The sequence below is a fragment of the uncultured Nostoc sp. genome, assembly GCF_937863485.1.
Taxonomy (GTDB): domain Bacteria; phylum Cyanobacteriota; class Cyanobacteriia; order Cyanobacteriales; family Nostocaceae; genus Nostoc.
Genome location: NZ_CALMFY010000017.1, coordinates 16,153 through 36,219 on the forward strand (window position 1 = coordinate 16,153; position 20,067 = coordinate 36,219).

Below are 20,067 nucleotides of genomic sequence, written 5' to 3' on the forward strand. Positions count from 1 at the left end.
CTTTAAGTAATCAAGCTATTGATTCACGTGAAAACCAAAAACTTTTTTTGGCTTGTTTCGTTCCTCACGTGGCAATTTTAGTAACAAAATACTTAAGATAAGCCAAATTAACGGCTTCTATATGCCCATCATCAAATTGGATATCAACATCATCAGTTTGAATTACCGAATTTGGAGAATCAGAACGTCTAAGAATTGTTCCAGTCCGATTAGATGGAGAAACTCTGCATCTATCACCAATATAAAAATCTCTAGTTTGCTTGTCGGCATAGGCTACTCCTTTTGTCAAAAGGGTTATTTCTTTGCCAGAATTATCAATGGCTTTGAGAGTAATTAAAGTCATAATTAATTTTTTTACAAACAAAAATTAGTTATGATTATACAACAAATACATTCTTTAAACAAGGCTTTTGAATATACTCTTGCCTTATTCTCATAGCCTTTGCATGAGATAACAATCTTAGTAATCTCTTCGACCTTGTAACCACCCATCCAAGTACAGCGATCGCAATCTCAATTCCAACAACGCCAAAGCTAATGCTTCCAAAGTTCCTCAGCAATTTCACCAAATAGTCGTTTTAACAGTCGGAAAAAGAGCGATCGCACTTCTTCTTACACCGCTTCCTGATATACTCGCGTGTCTGCAAATGCTTCTTCACTTTGGGAAACTTTATTTGTAGCCATCATTATTTTACGGAGTGCGATCGCCCTTCTCTTCTGCGTCTCTGGGTGAAACTTATCCCCTTAATTCACCTTGTAACCACCTTTCCAAATCAGCAAGAATAGAGAAATCCAACAAAGCATCACCTAAAGCTTCCAACTGTTCCACCGATAACCCTTGAATCTGGGACAGAAGCGCATCAGGAATATTACCCACGCGCCGATTTAATAGTCGTAAAATGATTTTTCTTTCTCCTTCTTCCTTCGCTTCCCGAATAGCCCGTGGTTCTTCCAGATTTAGTCCCAACATCGTTGCAATCTCCTCTCGACTTAAGGTAGAAAACTTGTAGACGATAATCGTCGTCACTAAATCAATTATCGCTTGCTCCGATTGTTGCCGTGCTTGCTCCAGCAAAAACCGCGCCCCTTCAACTGCTTCGGTTTCAGAAATCACATTTGTCAGCAACATCAAACCTAATCCCAAAGGTTGTTGTCGCAAATCCCCCAACTCATCCAGATAAACCCGGCTAACTTGACCACTTTCTAACAAAGCGCGGTGAATCGAAGAGGAAGAGGGTTCCAGGCTGCGAGAACCAAAAATTATTACTCCAAACCAGTCATCGTAACGGATAGAGTGACGGTAGAGAAACAAAAACAATTCGCTAAAGAAGCGGTGATATAAGTCTTCGTCCTTCTGAAACTGCACTTCTGCAAAAAAGACGGTTTTGGAAACTGCATTAGCGGGAGGTAAAAATACTCCATCAATCCGAAACGCGGTTTCTTTCACCTCAACCGATTCAAACTGGTAGTTTTCCGCTTCTGGGGGTGGTTCATCTACTAATTCAAACAGCAAACCGGGAAATTGCTTAAATAATTTGTAGAAGATGGTGTCACGTCGCATTTTTATTCCTCAACACCCAGACAATTACCAGATTGTAAAGGGTTGAGACACCAATTTTAGCGTAGGCGTAGCCCACCGTAGGTATCGCTTGTCCCTAAGACCGCGATAAAATTCTCAAGCACAACAGCGCACTCCATACCAATGCAAATTAACTGGCAAACTGCCAAAACCTACGAAGATATTCTGTATCAAAAAAACGATGGCATCGCTAAAATCACCATCAACCGCCCCCACAAACGCAATGCCTTTCGTCCCAAAACTGTCTTTGAACTGTACGACGCTTTCTCTGATGCTCGTGAAGATACTACTATAGGTGTTGTCCTATTTACGGGTTATGGCCCACACACTGATGGCAAATATGCCTTCTGTTCTGGTGGCGATCAAAGTGTGCGGGGACATGCGGGTTATGTGGACGAAACTGGCATCCCCCGCTTAAATGTGCTGGACTTACAACGCCTGATTCGTTCCATGCCGAAAGTGGTGATTGCTTTAGTAGCTGGATATGCGATCGGTGGTGGACATGTCCTACACTTGATTTGCGACCTTACGATCGCTGCCGATAACGCCATTTTTGGACAGACTGGCCCCAAAGTCGGCAGTTTCGACGGTGGTTTTGGAGCCAGCTATCTCGCCCGCATTGTCGGACAAAAAAAAGCTAGAGAAATTTGGTTTCTCTGCCGCCAATATGATGCCCAACAAGCTCTAGAAATGGGCTTAATTAATTGCGTCGTCCCAGTGGAACAACTAGAAACGGAAGGTATTCAATGGGCGCAAGAGATTTTAGAAAAAAGTCCGATCGCAATTCGGTGTCTCAAAGCCGCGTTCAACGCTGATTGTGACGGACAAGCTGGTTTACAAGAACTCGCTGGCAATGCCACCCTACTCTATTACATGACAGAAGAAGGGTCTGAGGGCAAAGAAGCCTTTCTTGAAAAGCGTCCACCAGATTTCCGCTCTTTTCCTTGGTTACCTTAAAATTGCAAAAATCGCACCCTTTAGTGAGGTGCGATTTTTGTAGATATCAACTTTTACAGCACTAAAAATCTTAAAAACAAATCTTATAGAAAACTACAAACTCAATTCAGTAATAATGAATGACTAAATAACCACTGCTTTAGTCTTTAGCTGTTCAGATATAGAGGCAGCTGTTTCCTCTACAGGCGCAAGAGCAGCATTGTCTAAATCTGAGGCTAGAGATTGAGAAGATGTTAAAACTGGGGCTGCGTCTGGCAAACCCCAAGCATCTTCCAAGGTTTCCCAAGAAGGTGCAAAAGGTGCGAGCGCCAAAGGACAAGCCTTCCAACTAGCTTGAACTGGTGCTCCCAACTGCTGGCAGGTTCCGCCACGGCGACCTTCTGGCTGGTAATGACGGCAATATTTACAGGCAGATGCTAAAAATTTAATGGGTTTCATTTGGATTGATTTTTAGTGCCGTTTATGGCTGAATTTCATTCTTCCATTTTGCTTCTATATATAAATACGGATAAAAGCCAAAAAGCCCTTATTTTATCTAGGTTTCAGCGATCCCAAGGAAAAAATAAACTTCATGATGTTTTTAGATTCTTGTTATATATTTAAATAATTCTGAGAGTGGTTAGCTATGCATTTTGGCGAAAAATTATTAGGGATCAAGACTAAAACTAAAATTTTTGATTTATCCAGCCTTTTAACTTCCTCCTTAAGGATGGCTTCACGGATATAATTTCAGATAAATAGTCCGCTTTACATACGACATTCGGCATACTTTAGCAGTTAAATGTAATTTTTATGAGTAATCAGAACTTTTCCATGTGGCAGCAGCAAATTACTTCAGAATAAATTCTGCTTAATGATAATCGCTAAACTATTTTGCTTTTAATTTAGGTCAGGATTGACTCCCTTCAAAACTGTTTAGCAGCACAGACAGAACAGACTGCCCAGCGCTGGAGTTCACCGGGTGGGGTGGGAGATTCACACTGGGGACAAAGGGGTAAGCCATGCGATCGCGATCGCATGATCTTACCCCAATGCCCAAAAGCAGCATTTACATCCTTGGTGGGTGTAACATCAGGGCAGCTAATCTCATCACCAAGGTAACTGGGATGCTCATGAGGCGAAACTGTTTGTTGCTGTTTTCTCTCCACAGATGGATTCTGCCAGCCAGCAGTAGAGAAGCGAATATCAACCAAAGACGTTGGCAGCTTTTTATTCAACTTTAAAAGCACAGACGTGCGACCAAAAGTCAGGTTTTGCGCCCAAGCGGCACTAGAAGTTGCTACCCACAAAACATCGCGCTGAATCGACAATGGTCGAGTATGTGCGGCAACCACTGGCCCAACAACTTCTGCCCAACACTTGAGCAGGCGTTGAAATGGTTGCTCCTGCCATTTAGCCTGCTTTTCCAGAACGCCTAAAATATCATTAATTGATTTCAACGACATCATTAAAAGTGCTGTTAGCGGATAGCTATGGTTGAGCCAGTGAAGAGTGAGGAGTTCTCCCACTACTCCCCTCACTGCCCCATACCCTATTTCCAAGATAGACTTCCATGAACTATCGTTCACAACAAAGCCTGAAAATCTCTCTTTTCTAATCCCCAATGCCCAATGCCCAATTCTCAGTCTATCTATTTAAATAATTTTCGCTACTATTGTCACAAATATATCTCAAATTAATTTCAGCAATCTCCGTTTGAGGCACAGAGGCAATGACTCAAAATCCCCTAAACGATTCCAGTACTCAATCGTCTAAAAAACCTGGGTTGAAACCAGCACTAGCAGCAGCACTAGCGAGTTTAGAGGTGCCGCTAGATCAAGAGTTAGCTCGATACCGACGCACACGAACTGGTTTGGTGTCATCAAACCAGCCCCGTGTTGTAAGTTACATGAGCAGCCAAGCCCAACCGTTGACTGCCATTCCGACAACATCGGGCACAACTGACTTATCAGCAACGCAAATTAAAACCAACGTGCCGCCTGCATCTGTACCCGTGAATCCTCAGGGAACCTCAACGCCAGCTACGGCAAAAATTGACGAACCACCCACATCTTCTCTAGCTGTGAATCCTCAAAAGAACCCAGTGCCAGCTACGGCAAAGACTAAGGAACTAAATAATCTTAATGTGTCCTCCACCTCCGATTCTGCTAAAACACAAACTCAACTTCCACCACCGCCGCCCAACTTTAGTAGCAGCATCGTGCCAGCAGTCGTTAAAGATACCAAGAGCAAAAATCTTTTGCAGCCAGATGACACCCCTAAGCACCCAGATGACTATTTAGAATCTAGTGAAGCACTGCTGCGAAGTCTGACAGAAGAACAACCAGAAACCAAGAAACCAAGCAATTATAGCGACAGTCTGCTATCACCTTTGGGTATCGGCTCGATGTTGCTGCTATTGATAGCGAGTCTTACCTTGGGTTATGTATTGTTCAATCCCAAAAGTTTGTCACAGTCGAATTTAGGCAAGTTGTTTAACGGCAACTCGTCTCCCGCACCAGAAAATACTGAGGAAGTTGGGAGTAATGTGCAACCTCAGATCCAGCCACCAAGCACATCTATACCCAAGTATCCCAATCTAGCTGCCCAAGAGTTTCCTGAGGTGAAAGACCCCAATGATCTAGTTGGCTTAAAACCCAAAGTCCAACCAACCCTCGCAGTAGTACCTAATCCAGTCGTTTCCCAAAACCCCGCAAATCCTCAAGCGGTATTGCCTAACCCCAACACAGCCCTAAAACCGACAAATCCAATCGCCTTAGCACCAGTACCGACGCTACAGCCCTTGCCCCTCCGGAATTTACCTCCCACTTCACCGACAAAAACCTCGCCCAAGCCAATCGCAACCTCACCAAAGGCGAATGCAGAAATCAAACCAGGAACAGATGGGTTCTATCATGTAGTGATAGATAATAAAGGCGCGACTTTTGCCTCAGCCCGGCAAGTAGTTCCCGATGCTTATTTATCAGCCAACAAAGAATTGATTTATCTCGGTGCTTTTAAGACTAAAGAGCAAGTACAAAAACAGATGCAATTGTTACAGGCAAAGGGAATTAAGCCACGAGTTCAGCAGCCATAAGTTGCAAAAATCTACGATACCATGAGATAACAGTCCTGAGTCATAAGTGCTGAGTCTTGCGTAAACAGGATACGGGGACACGAGGACATTTTAATTATCTGTGTTGCCGTATATACCACTTTTGGCATCCTCTTGGTTAAGTCAGGAGTCTTAATACTCAGCACAAAGTTAGTTGGGATGTGGCATCCACATATGCGGTGATCAGTAATTATCAAAGCTCATTACTCAGCACTGAATTTCGTGAATGGAGAGCCGACATGGAATTAATCAAGCGTATCCTGCGGGTGATTCGCGCTAATCTCAATAGTTTGATCGGCAGTGCAGAAGATCCAGAAAAAATTCTGGAGCAAACTGTCCTAGAGATGCAGGAAAATCTGGTGCGGTTGCGGCAGGGTGTAGCACAAGCGATCGCTACCCAGAAACGCACCGAACGACAAGCAGCCGCTGCCAACTCTCAAACAGAAGAATGGTATCGCCGCGCCCAATTGGCCCTGCAACAAGGCAACGAACCTCTAGCACGCGAAGCTTTGACTAAGCGCCAAGCTTATAAAGAAACCACTACAGCCCTCTTTTCCCAGATAGAGCAGCAAAACGATATAGTAGCTAGGCTAAAAAAGGATATGCGATCGCTAGAGTTAAAAATTGCCGAGGCAAAAACTAAAAAAGATATGTATATTGCTCGCGCCCGTTCTGCTGAAGCGTCTTATCGCCTCCAGGAAATGCTTGGCACAGTTTCTGCCACCAGCAGTCTGAATGCCTTTGAGCGCATGGAAGAAAAAGTTTTGCAGATAGAAGCTAAATCAGAAGCAATAGCTCAACTCGGTAGCGACGACTTGGAAACACAATTTGCTTCCTTGGAATCTACTAATAATGTGGATGCCGAATTGGCAGCGATGAAGGTACAGGTTTTAAACCAGGCAGAAAACACACAGCACAACAGTCTCCTTACCCATGAGAACCAGAAGATAGGGCAGCCTCCCCAACAGGAGTTACCTAAAACTCAGGACTCTTGAAGTTTGGGTAGTTGCCGCAGAAAATATCTTAACTTATATCTTGCGCCTGCCCCATATCCCGCCAGAGAATAAATAATCTCTAGCTAATAGTGCAAGTCTACGCTTGCTGGACTACAACCCTCACTCAGTCTTCTTTAGAAGAGTTTAGCTATAACCTTAGAATTCATTCCGAGACTGTTGTGGGGACTGGTGCAAGTTCTAAATTAACAATTAAGAGTTGTTGGGAGGTACCGATCCAAACTGGAAAGATTACATTGAAATAGGTGGCTATTAAAAACTAAAAAAGCTAACTGTCCAACTAAAAGCGTAAACCACACAAGGAAAAACAAAGTTATGGGATTATTCGATCGGATTAAGCGAGTAGTTAGTTCTAACCTCAACGACCTGGTTAACAAAGCCGAAGATCCTGAAAAAATGCTAGAACAAGCCATCCTGGAAATGCAGGAAGACTTGGTTCAGCTGCGTCAGGGAGTAGCCCAGACGATCGCCGCCCAAAAACGTAGCGAGAAACAGTACAATGATGCCCAAAATGAAATCAATAAGTGGCAACGCAATGCCCAACTGGCGGTGCAAAAAGGTGATGAAAATTTAGCCCGACAAGCTCTAGAGCGCAAGAAGACTTATACTGACACCAGCGCCGCTCTCAAAGCTAGTTTGGATACCCAAAGCACTCAAGTTGAAACCCTCAAGCGCAATTTAATCCAGCTGGAAAGCAAAATTTCTGAGGCTAAGACCAAGAAAGAAATGCTCAGAGCTAGAATCACTACTGCCAAAGCCCAAGAGCAACTCCAAGGCATGGTGCGTGGGATGAATACCAGCAGTGCAATGTCTGCCTTCGAGCGGATGGAAGAAAAAGTCTTGATGCAAGAAGCCCGGGCCCAGGCACAAGGAGAGTTAGCAGGTGCAGATTTAGAAACCCAATTTGCCCAGTTGGAAGGTAGTAGCGATGTTGATGATGAGTTGGCAGCTTTGAAAGCACAAATGTTACCACCCGCTACTCCAGTAAGTCAACCCCAACTGCCACCGCAACAACAAACCACTGCTGCTAAGTCTAATGAGGTAGTTGATGCCGAGTTGGATTCCCTACGCAAGCAATTGGATCAGCTGTAAAATTGGCAGAAAACAAATTTTGAGCCAGTCCCACACCTGTTGGCTGTGGGATTTTACGTCATTAGTCAACCAATTTTGGATTTTGGACTTTCCTGCGGAACGCTACGCGTTAGCGTCTCCAAGAGTTGTTTGGGGCTGGGTATGAACCAAAAAATCTAAAATATAAAATTCGTAGTTAATAGTTAACAGTCCTAATAACTATTGACTACTTTGGGATAAAGTATTGTGTGTGTCAACTTTGATCGCCACCTGATGGAGACTGCAATGAGTAAGGCTGTAATCACCACCATAACTGATGCTGAGTTTGAAACAGAAGTGTTAAAAGCTGAACAGCCTGTATTAGTTTACTTTTGGGCTTCCTGGTGTGGGCCTTGTCAATTGATGCCGCCCGTAATTAACTCAGCTGCTACCAAATATAGCGATCGCCTCAAAATCGTTAAAATGGAAATTGACCCCAACCCACTCACTGTTAAGCAGTACCAAGTGGAAGGCGTGCCAGCCCTGAGACTATTTCAAGGAGACAAACTATTAGAATCTACTGAGGGAGTCATCAGCAAAGAAAAATTACTTAGCCTCCTAGATACGCACTTAAATAGTAATTAGTCATTAGTGAATATTAAAGTCCACAGTCAAAATACCAAGAGTTTTTTACCCTTGACTCTTGACTGTTGACCTTTATAGGACTCTTGAAAGGGCAGATTTAGGGACTTGGGGAATAAAAGAAAAAACCCCTTGTCTACTTTCTTTTCAAGAAGAGTGAATTCATTTATGCAGAAAAAGAAAAATTTTTCCCAAGATTGCTTGCAACGAGGTATAAGGCGCAAAGCCGGAGCCGCTCCGCCTCCAGTCCTTGTTCAGAGCAACTAGATTTTATCTATCGGGTAACCCCAAAGTCCCCTCTATCCTTTTGTCCCAAGAGTCCTCTTGTTGACTCTTGACTAATATGCAATTTGCAAAGCGTTTACAACCCCTGCAATCTAATGTATTTGCTGATATGGACAGAGCCAAGGCAGTCGCTTTGGTAGCTGGACAACAAGTAATTGATTTGTCGTTGGGGTCTTCTGATTTACCAGCCGAGGCACACGTCATCGAGGCGATCGCCCAATCTCTCCACGATCGCAGTACCCACGGCTATCTGTTGTTTAACGGGACTTTTGGGTTTCGCCAAGCCGCAGCCAACTGGTACGAACAAAAATTTGGTATCAAAGTCGATCCCCAAACTGAGGTACTACCTCTGATTGGTTCTCAAGAAGGCACAGCCCATCTACCTCTAGCTTTACTCAATCCAGGAGATTTTGCCCTGTTGCTCGATCCAGGTTACCCCTCTCATGCTGGGGGAGTCTACCTAGCCAGTGGTCAAATCTACCCAATGCCACTACGGGAAGAAAACGCTTTTTTACCAGTGTTTGCTGATATTCCTGCCCCAGTCTTGGCTCAGTCGCGGATGATGGTATTAAGTTATCCTCATAATCCCACGGCTGCGATCGCTCCAATATCATTCTTCCAAGAAGCTGTCGCCTTTTGTCAACAACACAATCTTGCCTTGGTTCACGATTTCCCCTACGTAGATTTGGTATTTCAGGGGAATGGGGACTGGGAGAAGAATCTTCCCAATCAAAAATCCCTCGTTCCCTCGATTCTGCAAGCTGATCCAGAGAAAAGCGTCTCGATTGAATTTTTCACCCTTTCCAAGTCTTACAATATGGGCGGCTTCCGCATTGGCTACGCCATCGGTAATGCCCAGTTAATTAACGCCTTACGCCAAGTAAAAGCCGCTGTTGATTTTAATCAGTATCGGGGGATTTTGAATGGTGCGATCGCTGCCCTAACTGGCCCTCAAGTTGGGGTAAAATCTGCGATTGCTACTTTCCAGCAGCGCCGTGATGCTTTCATCACTGCTTTACACCGCATTGGCTGGAATGTTCCTACTCCTAAAGCCACAATGTACATCTGGGCAAAATTGCCCTCACCTTGGAGTCAAAACTCTGTAGAATTTTGTACCCAGCTAGTCAAACAAACTGGTGTAGCCGCTTCCCCAGGTGCTGGTTTTGGTAAATCCGGAGAAGGGTATGTCCGCTTTGCTTTGGTGCATGAGCCAGCTTTGTTAGAAACTGCTGTGGAAAGAATGGCTAAGTTCCTTCATTAAATTTCTTTTCAAGCTGAACGTTAAGGATTTTTAACGGCAAAGTCTACGAATAGAACACGCAGTAGGGGCGCACACCTGTGCATTGGTGTCAACTTAACGCTAAAAGGGTGGTTAGAAATCGCACGCCAGTTGCTTCTTACATTGGGAGACGCTCTTGCTAGCAAGATCCCCGTAGGAGTACAAGTCGGGCATTGCCCGCCCAACGCATTGGCTCGTCTACACGAGGCTTTACCCCAATACAGTTCAGTTAGCGCCAAAAACCTTTAAGGACTTACGCAAAAACTCTTTGAAACTCTTATTTCTTCTCTGCCAGAGGCTGCGCGAACGTGTCCTACCCTGCGGGAAGCCACTTCTCAACTCTTGGAAAGGCTGCGCTCTTTGTGGTTCGTTCTTTCTTAATTTTGGGTAAGTTCTGTCCTTAACCCAAGCATATTGGGCTTTACCCGCCTACGCTGGTTAAAAAACTTTACCAGAGGCTGCGCCAACGAGTCTGCGTTTGCCTCTGGTCTGGTAGAGAGCGTCTAGGGGTTTTCCCTATGAGCAACTGGCGTGCGAATTCCATTCACCAAGGCTTACAGCAGAATTCAAGTATTTGAACCACATCTGTCGTAGGGGCGCAAGGCCAAGATCCCCTACCGCGTGGTCTATTTACCTGAAAATAGCTGTAAGTTGACACCCATGACAGATATGCGCCCCTGTGAATGACTATATTATACTCAAATCAAAATTCAGCTTAGGTAAATTTTATAACTATAATTTTTTAAATAAATAAGTAATTAAACGTATATGAATCTTAAAATATTCTTCATTTTTTTATTGATAATTAACAGGAACTTTACCCAATCAGGTCTCCGCGTTTATTAAGCTTGTTGGTGTCAGCTAAGATACAAAGATTTCATGAATACGGATACAGCTTTTAAGCAGCTATATTGCCAAAAACCCTGTATTCAATACAGCCCAAGCCTAAAAACAGCAGTAGTTTAAAACTTAACTTCCAAACTAACAGAGACTTGAAAACAATGAAGATGACTTTTCAGAAATTTGTAATTGGTGTCTCAATGGCTATTGGTGTAAGCGCTCTTGCCACTGCTCCAGCACACGCTACATCTTTTAGTTTCAATAACCCAAATGAAATTAAAACTTATACTGGTGGGTTAAATGGGAAGTTTATTGCAAATGATCCTATAGCTGCCTCCAAAGCCTTGAGTGATGATAATGTCTCCTCTAACGTGGAGCTTTGGTATAGTACAGAAAACCCAACTTCTAACGTTGGTTTCACCGCTACACAAGGAAACTACAATGCCACCGTTACCAGTGTCACTGCTAGTGACTGGAATACTTTTGGTTCGCAATGGCTGAGTGATCTGTTAGCTACTTATACTCCATTCAAGTCAGTGTGGAATGGGTTTTCACCGAGTACCCAATCATTAGTAACGAGTTTTTTCCCTTTATTGGGAATAGGAGATCCTAACATTGGCAGCTTCCAATTCGGAGAAAATGGGGGTGTGGAACTGAAATTGGTTGGTCAAGTGGATGTAAGGACCAAACTCTTAGATACAGTTTCTACTAAACTTACCCAAACATTGACATCACTATTTCCAGGAAAAACAATTCTACCAAGCGCTTCAGAAGTTCAAACTCAGATTTCATTACTTCAACTAACGTTGAACTCGCCTCTAACCTCTCTTCCTACGAAGCTAACGCTACAAGCTCAAATAGATCAACTGACATCATTCAAAGACCTCCTTGGCGTGCAAGCTGCATTAAACGCCTACCAAGGCGGAATCGGAGCTAGTGAAATTGCCAAGGTAGTTAATGGCAATAATACTTACTACGCCTATAGCTTTAACCCCACTGGATCTGAAATTACAGCCTCTGATGACGGCATATCCAGCACCCAGTATTACACTTGGCACACACCTGGATACACCGCTCCTCCAAAGAGAGTGCCAGAACCATCAATAATAATTGGTCTGTTGGGTGTTGCTGGCGTCTTTGTGACGCAACGCAAATTTAAAAAAGCATCCATTTAAGATTGCAGGTTCAAAACTACAAATAAGTAAGGGAGCTAATAGCTCCCTTCTTTTTATGAATACTTATTTCCAGCTATAAGATGATTTAATCTTCTAAGTTATACTATTTATAAAAATATTTGCAACAAATGAATCGTTTGGAAGGGTCTACATATCTACGCCCCTACCAATATATTTGTCACAGCAATTTCGGAAAATGGTATTACTTACCCTAACATCGAGATGAAAACTTTTCTAGGAAGGGCAATTAGTCTACGTTAGTTCTAGTATTACTTAAGTAGTTTTACTAATACAAATTGGCAAATTCGATTTTTTAAATTAGTCGTTTATTTAATACTACAAATTGTCAAAATTTTGCTAAGAAAAAATTAATATTTGATTAAAATTATATTCAAGTATACTATTATTAAGTATTGGAGTGCTGCTAAATCTAATTTATTAATATCTTTAACTAGATTACAGAAGTCAAGTTTTTATAGGTTTTAGAGTTTAAATACACTCCCGTTCTAGTTTATGGTCATAATTGTTGGCTTTTACTTAAGATAATAGGTAGCAATGACAGTACAATTATTCAATATAGAGCAGCCATTACGGTCACACACACTTAGACGAATTTTGCTAGTTGAAGACCATGATCTCAATAGAATGTTATTGAGTGACTATCTAAGTTATTCTGGGTACGATGTCCAAAGCTTATCAGAAGGCTCTACTTTCTTCTCAACTATAGAGAAGTTTGAGCCAGATTTAATGTTATTAGACTTGAAATTGCCAGATATTGACGGTTATTCGCTCTTAAAACAAGTCCAGCAAAAACCTGATTTGTCAAAAATACCGATCATTGTGGTTTCAGCCTTTGCTTTTAAAGCAGATCAAGAACTAGCTCTGAGTTTGGGCGCACGTCGCTATTTTGTCAAACCTTTAAAACTCAAGGATCTTATACTTACAATTGAAGAAGAGTTGACTTGTCGCCACAGATAAACTTTTCTACTGGATGTGCCTTTATTCCGCTTTTTGGTCTGCAATAAACTCTTCAACTCGCTCACTAATATGTTGCACAGAACTGCCAATTTTTGAAATTTTATGTTGTACTTGCGCTAATAACAAAACTGCCGTTTGCAGATCATTGAGGGTTTCAGCCATAGCTTCCCGGTATTGGGCTTCAAAGTCTTGGAGATTCATAGTTCAACTCGTGCCTGAAATTATTGTAATAGCTATATTCCTAATGATATTCGTAAATTTAACTTCCTAAATCCGTTAAATCGCTTAATGTTATAAGTTCAAATCAACCCCAGAACTATTGTTTCATAATAATTTATTATCTAAATTTTATATAATTGACATTGAAAAATTTAATTATATTTAATAATAAAAATATAAATTTAGCTAAATTAAGATAACAAAATGATTTCTTTAAAAAAATGAATATTTAAATAAGAAATCATTGTCGATTTTAAAATGTTAATTATAGATTCAAAAAGCCAAGTTTTTATTGTGACAGTAGCAGCCAGACAGCTAGACAAACTCTCATCTGCTCCAAAGTTCTGATGCTTGCAGCAGGGCGTCTAATACACTGTGTCCAAAGTTCAACAAGGGATTTTCCCCCTTGTTAAGCCCCAAGTTTTGTTAATTGAGATGGTAGAGACCATACTGTACTAGGTTGGAAACCGAGTCTCAGATTTATCTGTATGCCGCCTAAAAGCCTACCTATTTTATATTTACTTGATAATTACTCTGTTAAATCGGCACGAAAAAATAATTTTTCTTAAAATAGAGAAAGATTACCTAATTTTCGTTGTGGCAATATCTACTCAAATACTACCACTGGTTAAAGAGCCAGAAAGATTGGAAAACCGTCTAGCCGAAATTCCACCGGAACCGGGGGTTTATTTCATGCGGGACAAAAGCGATCGCATTATATATATAGGTAAATCACGTAAGTTGCGATCGCGTGTCCGTTCCTATTTCCGGGATGGCTACAACAAGAGTGAACGCATCGCCACGATGGTCAAGTTGGTGACAGAAATTGAATTCATCGTCACTGATACTGAAGCCGAAGCGCTAGCGCTAGAAGCCAACTTGATCAAGCAGCACCAGCCATACTTTAACGTGCTGCTCAAAGATGATAAAAAATATCCCTATCTCTGCATCACTTGGTCAGAAGATTATCCGCGAATTTTTATTACCCGTAAACGCCAATTCGGCAAAGAAAAGGATAAATTTTACGGCCCTTATACTGACGCTGGTTTATTACGAGAAATTGTCCGCCTATGCAAGCGCATCTTCCCCCAGCGACAACGACCTCAACCACTTTTCAAAGACCGTCCTTGCTTGAATTATGATTTAGGGCGTTGTCCGGGTGTGTGTCAACAGATGATGCCACCAGAAGAATATCGCAAAATTGTGCAAAAAATAGCGATGGTCTTTCAGGGGCGAACTCAGGAACTGATTGATATTTTGACTCAACAGATGAACGCAGCATCGGAAAACTTGAATTTTGAGTCAGCAGCACGGATTCGTGACCAAATTTCTGGGTTAAAGTCGCTGACAGCCAATCAAAAAGTTTCCTTACCAGATGATACAGTTTCACGGGATGCGATCGCACTGGCAGCCAACGAAGAATACGCCTGTATTCAACTATTCCAGATTCGCGCTGGGCAATTAGTAGGACGTTTAGCCTTTGTGGCGGATGCTCACGCAGAACCGGGAGCTATCTTACAACGAGCTTTAGAGGAACATTACCAAACTGCTGACTCAGTGGAAATACCTTTAGAGATTTTGGTGCAGCATGATTTACCAGATAGTGAGATATTGGCGGATGTCTTAACTCAACGCAAGGGGAAAAAAGTCACAATCTTGACTCCTTTGCGGCAAACTAAGGCAGAATTAATTGAAATGGTAGAGCGAAATGCCCAGTATGAATTGCAAAGAATGCAGAAATTTGGCGATCGCAATCACCAAGCAATGCAAGATTTAGCCGCCATTCTTGATTTACCAGATGTACCTCATCGCATCGAAGGTTATGACATTTCTCACATTCAAGGGTCAAATGCTGTAGCTTCGCAAGTCGTGTTTATCGACGGATTACCCGCCAAACAGCATTATCGCCACTACAAAATTAAAAATCCCACGGTGACGGCGGGACATTCAGATGATTTTGCTAGTCTTGCTGAAGTTATTCAACGGCGGTTTCGCAAGTATGGCGACGATCCACAGTTGTCACGTTTGGGTAATCCAGATTGGCCTGATTTAATCATGAGCGATGGTGGTAAAGGTCAGTTATCATCAGTTGTTGCTGTTTTGCAAGAGATGAATTTATTAGAAGACTTGCGAGTTGTTAGTTTGGCGAAGCAGCGAGAAGAGATTTTTTTACCAGGAGAATCTAAACCCTTGACAACTGATGCAGAACAACCAGGGGTGCAGTTGTTGCGGCGGTTGCGAGATGAAGCGCATCGATTTGCAGTCAGTTTCCATCGTCAGCAGCGCAGTGATAAATTGAAGCGATCGCGTTTAGATGAAATTCCTGGCTTAGGACATCATCGACAAAAGCAGCTACTAGGGCATTTTCGCTCAGTTGATTATATTCGGCAAGCAACAACCCCACAACTCGCTGAGGTTCCAGGAATTGGGCCGCGTTTGGCTCAAGAAATTTACGATTATTTTCATCCCACTTGAGGAGAGTAGTACAGCGGGCGCGTAAATCTAGCCACCATCTCAATTAACAAAACTTGGGGCAAAAAAAATCCCCTTGTGATTACCCATATTTTTGTAACAGTCAAAGTATGGTGTTCACTCGACATCCCGCCAGCTGATAGCCGAAGTCCACTCAATGCAATATTAGCCTTGGAATAGAATTCCAAGGCTAATATTGCAACGAAACGCTTATTGTCGGATGTGGGTAACGATAAGAGCTTACAGCTATTTTCAGGTAAATAGACCACGCGGTAGGGGCGCAAGGCCTTGCGCCCCTACGACAGATGTGGTTCAAATACTTGAATTCTGCTGTAAGACAAGGGGCAAAATCCCTTTGTTAAAGGTAGGCAACCTGACGCCACAGTATAGTAATTCCACTCTCACAGATGATTCAATTAAGGTTGTCTGCGACAATTTAAGCTGTGTAAAAACCGTAAATTTACGGTCTCTCATAAGTGCGGTAGTTTTGATGAAATTATCTCACTAAAACTTAATCTCATAAATCTTGGCAGCAAATATTAACTAAATCTTAAGATAAAAATTTTGTTACTAAATATACAGTATTTTCTTGGTTTTAATTTTTGAATACAAGAACGGCTTTTTTTGTATTCGTCTGAAATGACTATAAAGAAGGCTTTCTCAAGGGATTCGTCATAGGGATCAGTAAATCACTAAGCAGTATTTAATTAAAAAACAAATTATGTATCTAAAGTAGGAGGGTAATATCACTTAAATTCTAGGATAATATACAGAGATATCGAAAATTTTTCAAACTTGAAATTTTGTTTAAAATAATCAGCCAATATTAAAGTCGTTTGTTAAGTTGGGTCAAACCAAAATTTTTGCTACTTTAACTGGCAGTTTGATCAAATAAAAAATAATTACAACCAGGGGTTTTAAAATGCAGACAGTACAAAAGATTTACTGCCCAAATTGCGGCTGCCAAGCAGAACGTTATTATATTTTTGATAGTCAATTAACTCGCACACAATGCCCTAGTTGTGACTACTTGATGATTACTTGCACTCGCACTGGCAAAGTCATTGAGGCTTATGCGCCAGGAATTTATGCACATCGCTAGATAATAAAAATTAAAAATTGGAGAATTTTTTCTCTAATTTTTAATAATAAAATTACTTATCAGAAATTTGGAACACTTCACAGGTTATTCTTCTGTTGTCTGTATTGTTGCTGTAGTCTATGTTCTTGTAATCTAAATTGCTGTTGTCTAATTTGTTGATCTTGTCTGAGTTGTTGCTGTTGTATTCTCAGTTGTTGCTGTTGTGTAAAATCTTGCTGTTGTAGTCTTGTTTCTTCATGTTGTAGTCTTAATTGTTGCTGGCGTATCAGTTCTTGCTGTTGTCGTGTAAATTCTTGCTGTTGTATTATCTGTTGTTGTTGTTGTAGTCGTGGATCTTGAAGGTTTTGCCGTAGCCATGTTTCCTTAGACTGCTGTTGTGTTTGCTGATTTCGTTGCTCTTGTTGTTGTCTCATTCTTTCTTGAAAAGACTCGGTTTGTTGAGGATTCATCTGAATTACTTGTGCAGATGCAGCAGAATTCATCGAGAAAGCTTTTGCAAGCACAATCAATAGTAGCCATGCTTTAACCATTAATAAGCGATTCAACATACAGTTATTTCCTCAATTGTTATAGGTTGGGTTGAGCGATCGCTAAACCCTTAAAATGTCAAAATAATTCATAATTACCCTATACATAAATGCAGGGGCTTGAAATAGCTAACTAAAGCTAATGCTTTATTCACTGTTATGGGTTTGCGCGATTCCTTTGGCGTCTCCAGTCCATAACGTTCTCTAAATATCAGTGCATTGACAATAGCTTCCTAAATCAAGGTTATATCCAGTGCATTATCTTGATTTTGCATAAAAATATCCTTTTTTAGATATTCATCTTAATTAAATTATACATTTAAATTTTTTAGATGGTTTGCCGGATTTCCGTAATCCACTTACCTGCCGCAGATAAATTAAAAAAAGGATTTCAGGCGGTTTTACACCATAGATAAATAGAGATAATTTCTCAGGTTCAGGACTAGCCCTTTCAAGGGGGAGCATCTCAATTTTGCTACTTTAACTCTCTTCCCTCACCCCCAGCCCCTCTCCCACGTTTGGGAGAGGGGAGAAATTCCTCTTCTCCCAAGCATGGGAGAAGGGGTTAGGAGATGAGGGCTATCAAGGTTTTTGCACATTTGGGATGCTCCCTTTCAAGGTGGGTAAAATTTTTGGATAAGAATTTTTCTGATCTCTGTGTTCTCTGCGTATGGAGTAGTTCCATAAATTACTTTTTAACCGCAGAGGCACAGAGAAGCCAGTGCGTTGGGCGGGTTTTCCGACTTAAAGCAACTGGCGCGACACAGATAAAGTAGAGATTTTATCGCCAGAATTAAGATTTTATGACTCACCTTGAAAGGGCTAGTACCGCAAGGCGGAAGTCAAAAGTCAAAAGTCAAAAGTCAAAAGAATTGTATTCCGGGCTTTTTACCCATTTGAGATGGTAGGTTTATTTCCGCCGTTGTCTACTAGTCTTAATTTATTCATAAAATTGACTGCAAAAGGTTTAATTTTTACTTGCTCTGAGTTGTCCACAAGCAGCATCGGCTTCTAAACCACGGGAATAACGGACGGTAACAGCAATATTTTGCTGCTTAAGGACGTTGACAAATGCTTGAATGCGATCGCGGTTGGGGCGTTTGTAGTCTACTTCTTGAATGGGGTTATAGGGAATCAAATTTACATGACTTTGGAATCCTCGCAGGCGTTTCGCCAGTTGTAATGCATGTTCTGGTAAATCGTTGACACCAGCAAGGAGAACATATTCAAAGGTAACGCGGCGTCCAGTGATTTCTACATATTCTCGACATTCAGCTAACAAATCTTCTAGAGGATAGGCGCGGGCGCTGGGGATGAGTTTTTCTCGCAGTGCTTGGTTGGGTGCGTGGAGACTAACAGCCAGAGTAATTTGCAAATTGTTTTGCGCGAACTGACGGATGCGATCGCGAATACCAACAGTTGAAACAGTTAGCGATCGCTGTCCGATACCAACATCTTGATTCAGAGATTTCAGGGCTGCTAGGACATTCTCAGTATTCAACAACGGTTCACCCAATCCCATAAACACCACATTGCTAACCCGTTGCTGAAAATCTTCTTGCACAGTCAACACCTGATCGACAATTTCGTGGCGTGCTAGGTTGCGTTTGTAGCCTCCCTTACCAGTAGCGCAAAAATCACATGCCATTGGGCAACCCACCTGAGTAGAAACACAAACTGTCAGCCGAGATTTTGGGCCTTCTCCCCTTTCTCCCAAGGTGGGGATGCCAACAGTTTCAATAATTTGATCGTCTGTTAATCGCAAAAGATATTTGACTGTGCCATCGGGTGCCACAGAGCGGTAATGTAAAATTGAGCGCCCAATCGGGATTTCTGCGACTTCTTTCCGCCATTGCTTGGGGAAGACAGAAATATCAGATAGCGATCGCGCCCCCTTGTCATAGATCCATTCATGCAGTTGCTTTCCTCTGTAAGCAGGTTGTCCCTGCTGCTGCACCCAAATGCTTAACTCTGCAAGAGAAGCACCTAGAAGGGGAGGGATTAATTCTGATTTTTCTGGGTTGTGTAAGTCAACCTGAGATACAAGAGGCGTAGCAGACATAAAAAAATCACGAATTGATGTAGGATCTCTATCCTACACCTGCCAGATCAAGTTAATCTTGACCAAAAAAGACGGGGAATTAACCAAAGGTTGTGCCGTTCCAGCCCCACATTGCCCCCTTGGCGTCTGCAAACTCGATGTAAATGCGATTTTTAGGCACATTTAGAGTTTGGTTAATCTGCTGGCAAAAGTCCTGACTCATTGCTGCGGTTTGGTCTGGCTTCATCGTGCCAACACTCTTAATTTCAATGTAACAAACCGGGTCTGTATTCCCTGCAAAGGTCATGGGAATTCCCGGTTCAAAAGCAGTCATTACATAGGATTCTGGTTTTCCCAAATGTTTCGCTAACTTGGCTGATAAGTTTAAAAGCATTGACTCAATTTCAGCTTTTTGAGGAGCAGATGCAGAAGTTTGCACTTTAATTAATGGCATAGTACCGAATTGGAAATTTTGATTTTATTCACATTGTTAAGTTTATCCAAACGCAGAAGTACAGGGTATAAAGATTAGGGAGATGGGGAGTGGGAAAGCAGGGGGATGAGGGAGAGTTAGAAGTTGAGGGACTTCCAAATAAAAAAATATTCCAAAACTGACGCAAAAATCCTCTTTATTTCTCCTCTCTGTGTTCTCTGCGTCTCTGTGGTAGCCTGCGGCAAGCCGCTGCGCGTCTACGTTTATTTGGATAATTTGTTTCTTGGAAATCCCTGAAGCATTGGTTCCAAGACTCATTCATCCACCTTAACCCTCTTTTGTCACTCTAGGCAGAAGAAAATTGGAAATAAGGGATATTGA

At 42.0% G+C, this 20,067-nt stretch carries 18 protein-coding genes; 10 read left to right on the forward strand and 8 right to left on the reverse strand.

The annotated features are described in order from the left end of the window. Window positions 1-64 precede the first annotated feature (64 nt). Together Q0541_RS02615 and Q0541_RS02620 are read right to left on the reverse strand one after the other, a co-directional pair. Complete coding sequence (locus tag Q0541_RS02615) at window positions 65-343, reverse strand: hypothetical protein (protein WP_298905150.1); 279 nt, start codon at window positions 341-343, stop codon at window positions 65-67. Between the two features lie 393 nt (window positions 344-736). Beyond that, window positions 737-1,561 (reverse strand): DUF2887 domain-containing protein, encoded by an 825-nt coding sequence (locus Q0541_RS02620; protein ID WP_298905152.1) that lies wholly within the window; start codon window positions 1,559-1,561, stop codon window positions 737-739. Window positions 1,562-1,702: 141 nt separating this feature from the next. Here Q0541_RS02620 and menB point away from each other — a divergent pair, with 141 nt between their 5' ends. Then, window positions 1,703-2,536, forward strand: coding sequence for a 1,4-dihydroxy-2-naphthoyl-CoA synthase (gene menB / locus Q0541_RS02625; RefSeq protein WP_298905154.1), 834 nt, complete (start codon window positions 1,703-1,705; stop codon window positions 2,534-2,536). Between the two features lie 123 nt (window positions 2,537-2,659). On the opposite strand, the gene Q0541_RS02630 is transcribed toward menB, so the two are convergent. Beyond that, complete coding sequence (locus tag Q0541_RS02630; RefSeq protein WP_298905155.1) at window positions 2,660-2,974, reverse strand: hypothetical protein; 315 nt, start codon at window positions 2,972-2,974, stop codon at window positions 2,660-2,662. 467 nt (window positions 2,975-3,441) lie between these two features. Then, window positions 3,442-3,981: a DciA family protein gene (locus tag Q0541_RS02635; protein ID WP_298905178.1), complete on the reverse strand. Its 540-nt coding sequence runs from the start codon at window positions 3,979-3,981 to the stop codon at window positions 3,442-3,444. 266 nt (window positions 3,982-4,247) lie between these two features. Between Q0541_RS02635 and Q0541_RS02640 the strand changes: the two genes are divergently transcribed. From Q0541_RS02640 to Q0541_RS02670, 7 genes are all read left to right on the forward strand, one after another. Further along, on the forward strand, window positions 4,248-5,612 hold the full coding sequence (locus Q0541_RS02640; protein WP_298905156.1) for a hypothetical protein: 1,365 nt from the start codon (window positions 4,248-4,250) through the stop codon (window positions 5,610-5,612). A gap of 257 nt (window positions 5,613-5,869) precedes the next feature. Further along, on the forward strand, window positions 5,870-6,625 hold the full coding sequence (locus tag Q0541_RS02645; RefSeq protein ID WP_298905179.1) for a PspA/IM30 family protein: 756 nt from the start codon (window positions 5,870-5,872) through the stop codon (window positions 6,623-6,625). Window positions 6,626-6,958: 333 nt separating this feature from the next. Then, window positions 6,959-7,735 (forward strand): PspA/IM30 family protein, encoded by a 777-nt coding sequence (locus Q0541_RS02650; protein ID WP_298905158.1) that lies wholly within the window; start codon window positions 6,959-6,961, stop codon window positions 7,733-7,735. 264 nt (window positions 7,736-7,999) lie between these two features. After that, window positions 8,000-8,338: a co-chaperone YbbN gene (locus tag Q0541_RS02655; protein ID WP_298905159.1), complete on the forward strand. Its 339-nt coding sequence runs from the start codon at window positions 8,000-8,002 to the stop codon at window positions 8,336-8,338. A gap of 340 nt (window positions 8,339-8,678) precedes the next feature. Beyond that, a complete protein-coding gene (locus Q0541_RS02660) occupies window positions 8,679-9,881 on the forward strand; it encodes an LL-diaminopimelate aminotransferase (RefSeq protein ID WP_298905161.1) in 1,203 nt (400 codons plus the stop codon). 1,025 nt (window positions 9,882-10,906) lie between these two features. After that, a complete protein-coding gene (locus Q0541_RS02665; RefSeq protein ID WP_298905163.1) occupies window positions 10,907-11,914 on the forward strand; it encodes an NF038130 family PEP-CTERM protein in 1,008 nt (335 codons plus the stop codon). Between the two features lie 555 nt (window positions 11,915-12,469). Continuing rightward, a complete protein-coding gene (locus tag Q0541_RS02670) occupies window positions 12,470-12,892 on the forward strand; it encodes a response regulator (protein ID WP_298905165.1) in 423 nt (140 codons plus the stop codon). A 21-nt stretch (window positions 12,893-12,913) separates the two neighbouring features. Here Q0541_RS02670 and Q0541_RS02675 read toward each other — a convergent pair whose 3' ends face one another. Next, the gene (locus tag Q0541_RS02675; RefSeq protein WP_298905168.1) at window positions 12,914-13,093 is read right to left on the reverse strand and encodes a hypothetical protein; all 180 of its coding nucleotides are present in this window, start codon (window positions 13,091-13,093) and stop codon (window positions 12,914-12,916) included. A gap of 615 nt (window positions 13,094-13,708) precedes the next feature. Here Q0541_RS02675 and uvrC point away from each other — a divergent pair. After that, entirely contained in the window at window positions 13,709-15,586 is a 1,878-nt protein-coding gene (gene uvrC / locus Q0541_RS02680; protein ID WP_298905169.1) for an excinuclease ABC subunit UvrC, read from the forward strand. Window positions 15,587-16,505: 919 nt separating this feature from the next. Next, a complete protein-coding gene (locus Q0541_RS02685; RefSeq protein ID WP_298905170.1) occupies window positions 16,506-16,685 on the forward strand; it encodes a replication restart DNA helicase PriA in 180 nt (59 codons plus the stop codon). Between the two features lie 77 nt (window positions 16,686-16,762). Here the strand turns inward: Q0541_RS02685 and Q0541_RS02690 are convergent, their stop codons facing one another. From Q0541_RS02690 to Q0541_RS02700, 3 genes are all read right to left on the reverse strand, one after another. Beyond that, window positions 16,763-17,233 (reverse strand): hypothetical protein, encoded by a 471-nt coding sequence (locus Q0541_RS02690; protein ID WP_298905172.1) that lies wholly within the window; start codon window positions 17,231-17,233, stop codon window positions 16,763-16,765. A gap of 946 nt (window positions 17,234-18,179) precedes the next feature. After that, window positions 18,180-19,274, reverse strand: a complete 1,095-nt coding sequence (gene rlmN, locus Q0541_RS02695) for a 23S rRNA (adenine(2503)-C(2))-methyltransferase RlmN (protein ID WP_298905174.1) — start codon at window positions 19,272-19,274, stop codon at window positions 18,180-18,182. Window positions 19,275-19,353: 79 nt separating this feature from the next. Continuing rightward, on the reverse strand, window positions 19,354-19,707 hold the full coding sequence (locus Q0541_RS02700; protein WP_298905176.1) for a phenylpyruvate tautomerase MIF-related protein: 354 nt from the start codon (window positions 19,705-19,707) through the stop codon (window positions 19,354-19,356). Window positions 19,708-20,067 lie beyond the last annotated feature (360 nt).

Excerpts from the sequence above, each read along its gene's own strand:
- Q0541_RS02615 (WP_298905150.1), bottom strand. The coding sequence starts at position 343 with ATGACTTTAATTACTCTCAAAGCCATTGATAATTCTGGCAAAGAAATA.
- Q0541_RS02620 (WP_298905152.1), bottom strand. The coding sequence starts at position 1,561 with ATGCGACGTGACACCATCTTCTACAAATTATTTAAGCAATTTCCCGGT.
- menB (WP_298905154.1), top strand. The coding sequence starts at position 1,703 with ATGCAAATTAACTGGCAAACTGCCAAAACCTACGAAGATATTCTGTAT.
- Q0541_RS02630 (WP_298905155.1), bottom strand. The coding sequence starts at position 2,974 with ATGAAACCCATTAAATTTTTAGCATCTGCCTGTAAATATTGCCGTCAT.
- Q0541_RS02635 (WP_298905178.1), bottom strand. The coding sequence starts at position 3,981 with ATGTCGTTGAAATCAATTAATGATATTTTAGGCGTTCTGGAAAAGCAG.
- Q0541_RS02640 (WP_298905156.1), top strand. The coding sequence starts at position 4,248 with ATGACTCAAAATCCCCTAAACGATTCCAGTACTCAATCGTCTAAAAAA.
- Q0541_RS02645 (WP_298905179.1), top strand. The coding sequence starts at position 5,870 with ATGGAATTAATCAAGCGTATCCTGCGGGTGATTCGCGCTAATCTCAAT.
- Q0541_RS02650 (WP_298905158.1), top strand. The coding sequence starts at position 6,959 with ATGGGATTATTCGATCGGATTAAGCGAGTAGTTAGTTCTAACCTCAAC.
- Q0541_RS02655 (WP_298905159.1), top strand. The coding sequence starts at position 8,000 with ATGAGTAAGGCTGTAATCACCACCATAACTGATGCTGAGTTTGAAACA.
- Q0541_RS02660 (WP_298905161.1), top strand. The coding sequence starts at position 8,679 with ATGCAATTTGCAAAGCGTTTACAACCCCTGCAATCTAATGTATTTGCT.
- Q0541_RS02665 (WP_298905163.1), top strand. The coding sequence starts at position 10,907 with ATGACTTTTCAGAAATTTGTAATTGGTGTCTCAATGGCTATTGGTGTA.
- Q0541_RS02670 (WP_298905165.1), top strand. The coding sequence starts at position 12,470 with ATGACAGTACAATTATTCAATATAGAGCAGCCATTACGGTCACACACA.
- Q0541_RS02675 (WP_298905168.1), bottom strand. The coding sequence starts at position 13,093 with ATGAATCTCCAAGACTTTGAAGCCCAATACCGGGAAGCTATGGCTGAA.
- Q0541_RS02685 (WP_298905170.1), top strand. The coding sequence starts at position 16,506 with ATGCAGACAGTACAAAAGATTTACTGCCCAAATTGCGGCTGCCAAGCA.
- Q0541_RS02690 (WP_298905172.1), bottom strand. The coding sequence starts at position 17,233 with ATGTTGAATCGCTTATTAATGGTTAAAGCATGGCTACTATTGATTGTG.
- rlmN (WP_298905174.1), bottom strand. The coding sequence starts at position 19,274 with ATGTCTGCTACGCCTCTTGTATCTCAGGTTGACTTACACAACCCAGAA.
- Q0541_RS02700 (WP_298905176.1), bottom strand. The coding sequence starts at position 19,707 with ATGCCATTAATTAAAGTGCAAACTTCTGCATCTGCTCCTCAAAAAGCT.